This is a genomic window from Limnohabitans sp. 2KL-3, assembly GCF_001269405.1.
GTDB lineage: Bacteria > Pseudomonadota > Gammaproteobacteria > Burkholderiales > Burkholderiaceae_C > Limnohabitans_A.
Genome location: NZ_CXON01000028.1, coordinates 34802 through 42821, shown reverse-complemented (window position 1 = coordinate 42821; position 8020 = coordinate 34802). Strand labels below are relative to the sequence as shown.

Sequence of the window (8020 nt, the reverse complement as noted above, 5' to 3'; positions counted from 1 at the left end):
GGCCCTCAGCGCATGCGCGGGCATGACGGAGNAAAAAAAAAAGAACCGCCATTGGCGCAGGTGTGGGGGCCGTTGGCGGCTCCATTTTGACGGGCGGCAGCGCGGCAGGCACCTTGGGTGGTGCGGCCGTGGGGGGTGTGGTTGGCCACGAAATCAACAAGAACACAAACTAGGCCCACACCATGCTTGAAACCATTGCGATCGTTTTGCTCTTGCTGTGGGTGGTTGGGCTGGTGTCTTCCTACACGCTGGGTGGCTTCATCCACATTTTGTTGGTCATCGCCGTGGTGACCCTGTTGGTGCGCTTGATTCAAGGCAGACGACTTTAGCAGGCGCTCAGGGGCCCTGTCTGCACAGGGCACCCTCCAACAACACCAAAGCCTGCACCTTGAACCCAAGGTGCAGGCTTTTGAATGGGCTGCTTCAGCGTACTTGCTTGGCACCCGTGACTTCAACTTCCACACGGCGATCCACGCGCAAACAAGTGATCAGGGCTTGGCCTGCCTTTTGACCTTTGCACTCGTCTGGCGAGGTGTCGGGCTGGCTCGAGCCCACGCCTTTGGCACTGACCTTGTTGGCCGGTACACCACCGACTTGGATCAGGTAATTCTGCACCGCTTCGGCCCGTCGCATCGAGAGTTTGTCGTTGTAAGCGGGCGTGCCCAAACGGTCGGTATGGCCAATCACCTGGATCGCCTCGACGTTCACCTCTTTGAGTTCGAGCAGCAGTTTGTCCAAAGCTTGCTTGCCATCGGTTTGCAGACGGTCTTGGTCAAAACCAAACAAAGAATCCGCTTGCAGTTTCACCTTGACCCAAGGTTTGGGTGCCGGGGCCGCCACGGGGGCCGCAACAGGTGCGGGCACCACGACGATGACCGGCTGGGCTGCGGGCGGCTGGGGTGCAGGTGCTTGCGCCACCATCGGGGCGGGCGTTGGGGCTACATAAGGGGTGTAGACCGTTTTGACCGAGGGCTGTGAACCGCCGAAACGGTAAACCAGGCCCACCGACACCATGTCCACATCACCCCGGTTGCCCACAGCGTCGTTGACTCGGTAGCGCTCGGCCTCCAGGCGCAGGGTCAAAGCGGGTGTGAAAGCGTACTGGGTGCCAACGCCGTATTTGTAATTTGTCTCGCGTTTGCGGGGCGAAGGGTCCAGCACGGTGACCGCACCGGTGCCACTGAAGGTGTCTTGGGTTTGCGCATAAGCAGCCCCCACACGCCCCAGCAAGGACCAACGCTCGGTGATGGGCAAAGTGGCCACCACGTCCAGATTCAGGCCCTTGATGCGGGCGCGGCCCGTCAAACTGCCAGACGGAACGGTGTTGGCCACAAAGTCAAAATGGCCCAAATCAAAGTAGCCTGCCTCGACCGCCCAGGTCGGGTTGATCGGCATGCCAATGAAGGCTTTGTAGCCCATGCCCCGTCGGTCCTCGGTCAAGCTGTCCGTGGTGAAACCAGCGCCCAGCAGGCTTTGTGTGATGCGGGCGTTGTCGATGTTGGCGCGAGACTCGCCCGCACTGATGCCCATGTACATGCCCGTGTTCACGGGGGCGTCCTGAGCATGCAGCATCGGGGTGGTCAAGACCACCAAAGCCGCCAGCACCGGACCTTGTTTGAAAGTCAATCGTTTCATTTCTTTTTCTCCAAAAAACAGGCGAAATGCCTCTACCGAAAGGGGAAGGCTTGCTCACGGTGTGGGCAAGGTGATGGTGCAGGCGTCACAGGTGATGGCCGCCGCTGCCGGGCCTTGGTTCAGGGCTCGGCCCTCCAAAGTGGCACCGGTTTGCAAGGTCACGGCCGTGCCTGCCAGCAAAGTGCCTTTCATGACCGAATTGACGCCCAGGGTGATGGCGCTGCCCGCCGTCCAGAACACTTGGCTGGCTTTGGCACCGCCGCTCAGCACGATTTGGCTGGTCGACAAGGTGGTGATCGAGGTGGCGCTGCGCAACAAAAACACGGCGTTCGGATCGCCTTGGGCGTCCAAGGTCAAGGCACCACCGGCAGACAAATCCAGCGAGGTCAGGGACTCGTACAGACCCGGGTACAAGGTCAGGCCTGCCAAGTTGGTGGTCACCGACACAGGGGTACCGCGCACGGCATGGTTGGCATTGGCAAAAGCGGCCAAGGCGTCGGTTTTGGCTTGGCTCAACAGCACCCCATCGGGCAAGGCACAGGCCGGACCGGTGCTGTCCACCGCATAAATTTGCCCCACCACTTCAGGGCAAGTGAGCGGCGAGCTGAAGCCGGTGATGTTGGCCCCGGTGTCCGGCGTCAAGCCCACATGGCCCACGATGGTGGATGTGGGAATGTTGGTCACAGATGCGGAGGCCAGAATGGCAAAACCAGACGATGCGCCCAAAACGACGGGCACCTGGCAAGTGGCGTTGCCCGTGGTGAACGACCAGACCTTGTCGCTGGCCAGTGCGTTGTTGGCCAAGTCTTTCACGCCCAAAGTGCCCGAGCGGACCGTGGCGGTGTAAGCGGTCTGGGCACTCAGCATGGAGCCGGGGTTCATGGAGACGGTGTTCGTCAGGGGGTCGTAACTGAGCACCAGACCCACTGCGGCACCCGGCGCACTTGTTGGGGCCAAAGTCAGGGTGGACGTGGTCAGGCTCAAGGGGTCCATGGCCTCGCTGAATTGGGCGGTCAGGGTGGGGTTGATGCAAATGCCCAAATTGCCTGGTGCGGGCAAAGTCAAGCTGACCAAGGGTGGCGTGCTGTCGAGCGCATTGGCGGTGGAAAATGTCCAGACCGTGTTGGCCGCCAAGGGATTGCCGGCCAAATCCGTGGCCAGCGTGCTGACCGTGGCTGTGAAATCGGTGTTGGCAGGCAGCAGCGCCGGGTTGGTCGGTGTGAATGTGGCCGTGCGAGCCCCGACGGCATAACTCACCGTGCCACTGATGGGGACATTGCCCACGCTGGCGTTGAGCATCAGGCTGGCGGTGTTGAGCGACAAGGGCGCCATGTCTTCATTGAAGCTCACCGTGATCTGCGCATTGGTGGCCGCCACAGCGTTCAAGGCCGGAACAAAACCCGTCACCAAGGGGGCTTGGGTGTCGGCCGAAGCAGCGGTTTCAAACGACCACACAAAATCACTGGCCAGGGGCACCCCCAATGCATCCTGGGCCCCCGTGGTCACGGTGGCCACACACAAGGTGCTGGCGGGCAACAAGCCAAGCGGCACAAAGCTCACCACACGGCTGTTTGGCTCATAGGTCACCGTGCCGGCAACCGGCGAAGCCGAGGGGCAGGCCAACAAAACAGTGCCTGTATTCAGTGTCGCGGGGTCCATGGGCTTGTTGAAGGTGGCGGCCAACTGCGTGTTGGTCGCCACGCCAGTGACCGCCGGTTGACGGGCCAAGGGTGCTGTTGCACTGACACTGGGAACCAGAGCAGGTCCGGTGCCCAGGCCCAAAATCGGATCTTTGCCGCCGCCACAAGCGGTCAAAGTGACCGCAGACACCAAGGCCAACACGCCAGCGAGATGGCCAGAACGCAAGAGGGAGTGACTCATGAGGGAATTCCTTGAAATGAGCGTCAATTCGTTGAACTTCAAAAGGGACAGTTCGCCGGTACTTGAGGTGCGCCCTGCGCAAGGTCAAATGGCCCAAGCGATTCGGCCTTCAAGGCGTTTTGGCTTGTTCAAGCATCAGGATGTCCAGCTGAATCTGCTCTTTGAGAACGTCCCAAAAAGCCTGTGTCTGGAAACTTCTGGCCCATACCCCAAAGGCCACACCCAAGCCCAAAAAGAGCGACGGCAGCCCCCACATGACCCCGATGTAGCGGCCATCCACAACGGGCAAGGCGCTCCAGAGCAAGATCGCCAGGCCTGAAAAAGTCAGGCCCAGCATGAGGCTGGCTGCGCTGAGCACATACAAGGCCCAGCGGCATCTCAATCTGCGCAAATGTTGAGCCCATGCCCAGCTTGCAAAATCGGCATACGCCTTGGCATGCCCTTTGTACAAATCTGGGGACAAGGCCAACAACTTGAACAGCAGCTTGAGCATCAGGGTTGACGCGAGCGCAACAACCAAGAAGCAGCCATGGCCGCCAGAGCACCTGTGCCTGCCGCGATCAAGATGGCATTGAGGGGTTGGTGCTGGACGAAATGCGCGGCCGTCACGCGAACGTGGTGGGCTTCGTTTTCAATTTTGTGCTTCACATCGGCAGCGGCATCCATGCCGACATCGCCCATGTGGTTGAGCTCATCTTTGATGCGGTGGCTCACACGCTCCATCACCGGACGCGCTTCTTTGATCGCGTCGTTGACGTGGCTGGACACATTGGCACCCATGGACGAAATTTTTTCCTGAGCCGTTTTGGAATCTGACATACAAGCCTTTGAAGTGAATGAAAACCAAGGAGACGTGTTCACTTTAAAAGCCCATTGCGCTGGGGTCTGTGGTGTGGCGCACGCACCCACGCATTCTTGGGTTGGCCCTCCAAGCTGTGTGTCCCGGCACCCCGTCGTCGTGCCCGGCGGGGTCAATAACCACAATTGAAACAAGCTGTTGATTGATGCAAGTCAATCAGTGCCCTGGCTGCTGGTGCAAGATGATTTCAAGACCCTGCACTGCTTGACTCCAAAGCAAGGGCCGAATCGGTTTTTTACAAAAGGCTTCATGAGACGATTTGCAAATCCGTCCATCACACGGTCATGCCTTCAGGCGAGTTCGCCCCGAGTGCCAGCATGATGGACACCCTGACGCGTCCGGCCAACACAATTTTGTCCTGCTTGCCCGAGGCCGATTGGCAGCGCCTAAGGCCCCTGCTGAGCTTGGTCAATCTGCCCTCTGGGCAATCTTTGCACGAGGCAGGCAGCCGTTTTCAGCATGTGTACTTTCCCTTGCTGGGCATCGTGGCCTTGCATGGTTTGGTAGAAAACGGTGACTCGTCCGTGCTGTCTTTGGTGGGCCACGAAGGCTTTGTGGGGGTGTCGAGCTTCATGGGGGGTCAATCCACCACCAGCCATGCCACGGTGTTGTTGGCGGGCACCTTTTTGCGCATGCGTGCGGTGGATTTGCTGCAAGAGTTTGAACACTCCACGCCCTTGCTGCATGTGCTGCTGCGCTACACACAAGCGCTCATCACGCAAATGGCACAAACCTCGGTGTGCAACCGCCATCACACCGTCGAAAACGCCTTCAGCCGATTTTTGCTCTTGTGCCTGGACCGCTCCGCAGACAAAGAACTGCTGCTGACCCATGACAAAGTCGCCACCTTGTTGGGCGTTCGGCGTGTCGGGGTGAGCGAAGCGGCCAAGCGCCTGGAGCGACAAGGATTGATCCGTTACTCTCGAGGGCACATTCAGCTGCTCGATCGCACGGGTCTGGAGCAAAGCACTTGTGAATGCTACAAAGTGATCAAGACCGAATACGATCGCTTGTTGCCCAAGCTGATGGCCCAATGACAAAGCCCCCCACATGACCGCCACGATTGCCGCTGTTGACTGACGATTCCGGGGCCTCACCCCTTGAGGGTCCGCGCATTGTGGGCATCGGTGCGTCAGCCGGAGGGCTTGACGCTCTGGAAAAATTCTTCGCCCATGTGCCCTTGGACACAGGCCTGGCCTTTGTGGTGGTGCAGCACACCAGTGCGCAGTACAAAACCTTGTTGGCCTCTTTGTTGCAGACCGTGACCCGTTTGCCCGTGCAAGACGCCCACAACGGCCTTGTGTTGAAACCCGACACTGTGCATGTGATGCCCACCGGCGGCGAACTCACCGTAGAGCGCGGTTGCCTGCATTTTCAGGTGGCCCCCAAAGCGCAGGGCCTGCACTGGCCCATCGATGACTTTTTGAAGTCTTTGGCGCTGGACCAACAAGATCGGGCTGTGGGGGTGATTTTGTCGGGCATGGGCAACGATGGGGTGCAGGGCATGCAAGCCATTCATGCAGCGGGCGGCTTGTGCTTGGTGCAGCAACCCGAGACCGCCGCGTTTGCCTCCATGCCACAAAGTGCCATCGATGCCGGAGGCATCGATGCGGTGGCCTCGCCCGAAGACCTGCCCCTGTGCCTGCTGCAAAAAGCCGCGTCCATGGGCACCACGTCAACACCCCCTGCCCCCAGCGCCGACTCAGACACTGACACGACAAGCTCAAGGCCAGTCGATGGATTGCGGGCCATTGTGGACATGCTGAACCAGCAACTGCACCACGACTTTTCTCTGTATAAGCCCAGCACTTTGCAACGCCGGGTGGAGCGGCGCATGCATGTGCACCAATTGAGCCGCATGGCCGACTATGTGCAACATCTTGAGGACAACCCGCAAGAGTTGAAGTTGCTGTTTTCGGAAATGCTGATCGGGGTCACCTCGTTCTTCAGGGACCCGCCAATTTGGCAAGATCTGGCAAGCCATGTTTTCCCCAAATGGCTTGACGCAGCACAGCAGCCCAGTGTGAGGGCTTGGGTCTTGGGTTGCTCCACCGGCGAAGAAGCCTACAGCCTGGCCATGGCCTTGCGCGAATCGCAAGACCTGGCTTCAGGCCCACGCAGGGCCGTGCAAATTTACGCCACCGACCTCAATCCTGCGGCCATCGCCTTGGCCCGCAAAGGCTGGTACAGCGCAGCGGCTTTGGCCTCTGTCAGCCCAGAACGGCGTGAGCGGTTTTTCATCCCCAAAGACGGTGGTTACACGGTTCATCCCGACATCCGGTCCATGGTCATGTTTGCCCAACACGATGTGATTGTTGACCCGCCTTTCACGCAACTGGACTTGTTGATGTGCCGCAATGTGCTGATTTATTTCAGCGCCTTGCTGCAACGGCGTTTGATGCCCCTGTTTCATTTCAGCTTGCGCAATGCAGGCGTCTTGGTGCTGGGCAGCGCAGAAACAGTCGGGCGATCGCAACATTTGTTCACATCACTGATCCCGGGCTCGCGCATTTATGGCCGCATGGCGCAAAGTGCGCCCACCGACTCGCTGGTGTTCCCGGTTCAACGCCGCCTCGACGCGCGACCCACCCACAAGGAACTGACCGTGTCCTCAGCCCCCACCACTCCCCCGCACAACCTGCAATCGCTGGCCGATCATGTGTTGCTGCAAACCTTCTCACCGGCGGCTGTCTTGGTCAACGCCTCGGGCGACATTCTCTACATCAGCGGCCATACAGGTGCTTACCTGGAGCCCGCTGCGGGCAAAGCCAATTGGAATGTGCATGTCATGCTGCGCCCAGCCTGGCGAGCTCAAGTGGCCGTGGCCTTGCGCCAGGCTTTGCAGGACCAGCAAACCGTGGTCCTCAATGCCCTGCCCCTGCAAGCGGTGGCAGATCGGCAACTGCAAATCACGGTGCACCCCTTGCAAGAGCCCAAGGGTCTGGAAGGCACCGCCATGCTGATATTCCAAGAGATGCCCCGTCTGGCTGCCCTGGCCCTGCCCGACAAGGCCACAGGGAACAAAGACCCCGTGCAACAGGCCGAACTGCAAATGGCCCGCGATGAAATGCAGACCTTGCGCCAGGAAATGAGCAGCTCCAAAAACCAGATGCATGCGCTCAACGAATCGCTCAAAGCCAGCAACGAAGAACTCCAGGCGGCCAACGAGGAACTGACCACGGCCAAAGAAGAGGGTCAGTCCATGAACGAGGAGTTGCAAACCATCAACAGTGAACTGCAAACACGACTGGACGATTTGGCGCTGGCGCAAAGCGACATGCAAAACCTGCTCAACAGCACCGACATCGCCACGCTGTTTCTGGACAACGGGCTGAATGTGCGCCGCTACACCGAACAAGCGGTGCCCATCTTTCACCTGCGTGAGTCCGATGTGGGTAGACCTTTGAGTGATTTGGCCAACACATTGAACTACCCAGGTTTGCTGCACGATGTGCAAGCCACCTTGCAATCCCTGACCGCCCACACCCAAGCGGTCAGCGCGGCAGACGGTCGTTGGTTTTCGGTGCGCATCATGCCCTACAAGACGCTGGCCAACACCGTCAATGGTGCGGTGCTGACTTTTGTGGACATCAGCACGGCCAAGGCCTTGGAGTTTCGTTTGCGCGAAGCCAATTGAACCTCAAT

At 59.3% G+C, this 8020-nt stretch carries 7 protein-coding genes and 1 pseudogene; 4 read left to right on the top strand and 4 right to left on the bottom strand.

The window, feature by feature from the left end:
- Together AMM41_RS20320 and AMM41_RS22075 are read left to right on the top strand one after the other, a co-directional pair.
- Window positions 1-173, top strand: a pseudogene (locus tag AMM41_RS20320) (glycine zipper 2TM domain-containing protein); the annotation flags it as partial.
- Window positions 174-182: 9 nt separating this feature from the next.
- On the top strand, window positions 183-329 hold the full coding sequence (locus AMM41_RS22075; protein ID WP_108377532.1) for a lmo0937 family membrane protein: 147 nt from the start codon (window positions 183-185) through the stop codon (window positions 327-329).
- Window positions 330-423: 94 nt separating this feature from the next.
- Here the strand turns inward: AMM41_RS22075 and AMM41_RS20315 are convergent, their stop codons facing one another.
- From AMM41_RS20315 to AMM41_RS20300, 4 genes are all read right to left on the bottom strand, one after another.
- Window positions 424-1635, bottom strand: coding sequence for an OmpA family protein (locus AMM41_RS20315; RefSeq protein ID WP_089963590.1), 1212 nt, complete (start codon window positions 1633-1635; stop codon window positions 424-426).
- Between the two features lie 54 nt (window positions 1636-1689).
- Window positions 1690-3516: an Ig-like domain-containing protein gene (locus tag AMM41_RS20310; RefSeq protein WP_089963588.1), complete on the bottom strand. Its 1827-nt coding sequence runs from the start codon at window positions 3514-3516 to the stop codon at window positions 1690-1692.
- A gap of 109 nt (window positions 3517-3625) precedes the next feature.
- Window positions 3626-4036 (bottom strand): hypothetical protein, encoded by a 411-nt coding sequence (locus tag AMM41_RS20305; protein WP_194944905.1) that lies wholly within the window; start codon window positions 4034-4036, stop codon window positions 3626-3628.
- Complete coding sequence (locus AMM41_RS20300) at window positions 4009-4335, bottom strand: hypothetical protein (RefSeq protein ID WP_089963584.1); 327 nt, start codon at window positions 4333-4335, stop codon at window positions 4009-4011. Before AMM41_RS20300 ends, AMM41_RS20305 begins: the two co-directional genes overlap by 28 nt.
- Window positions 4336-4692: 357 nt before the next feature.
- Here AMM41_RS20300 and AMM41_RS20295 point away from each other — a divergent pair, with 357 nt between their 5' ends.
- Together AMM41_RS20295 and AMM41_RS20290 are read left to right on the top strand one after the other, a co-directional pair.
- The gene (locus tag AMM41_RS20295; protein WP_368664981.1) at window positions 4693-5412 is read left to right on the top strand and encodes a Crp/Fnr family transcriptional regulator; all 720 of its coding nucleotides are present in this window, start codon (window positions 4693-4695) and stop codon (window positions 5410-5412) included.
- 35 nt (window positions 5413-5447) lie between these two features.
- Entirely contained in the window at window positions 5448-8012 is a 2565-nt protein-coding gene (locus AMM41_RS20290; RefSeq protein WP_089963596.1) for a chemotaxis protein CheB, read from the top strand.
- The last annotated feature ends 8 nt before the right edge of the window (window positions 8013-8020 follow it).

Excerpts from the sequence above, each read along its gene's own strand:
- AMM41_RS22075 (WP_108377532.1), top strand. The coding sequence starts at position 183 with ATGCTTGAAACCATTGCGATCGTTTTGCTCTTGCTGTGGGTGGTTGGG.
- AMM41_RS20315 (WP_089963590.1), bottom strand. The coding sequence starts at position 1,635 with ATGAAACGATTGACTTTCAAACAAGGTCCGGTGCTGGCGGCTTTGGTG.
- AMM41_RS20310 (WP_089963588.1), bottom strand. The coding sequence starts at position 3,516 with ATGAGTCACTCCCTCTTGCGTTCTGGCCATCTCGCTGGCGTGTTGGCC.
- AMM41_RS20300 (WP_089963584.1), bottom strand. The coding sequence starts at position 4,335 with ATGTCAGATTCCAAAACGGCTCAGGAAAAAATTTCGTCCATGGGTGCC.
- AMM41_RS20295 (WP_368664981.1), top strand. The coding sequence starts at position 4,693 with ATGATGGACACCCTGACGCGTCCGGCCAACACAATTTTGTCCTGCTTG.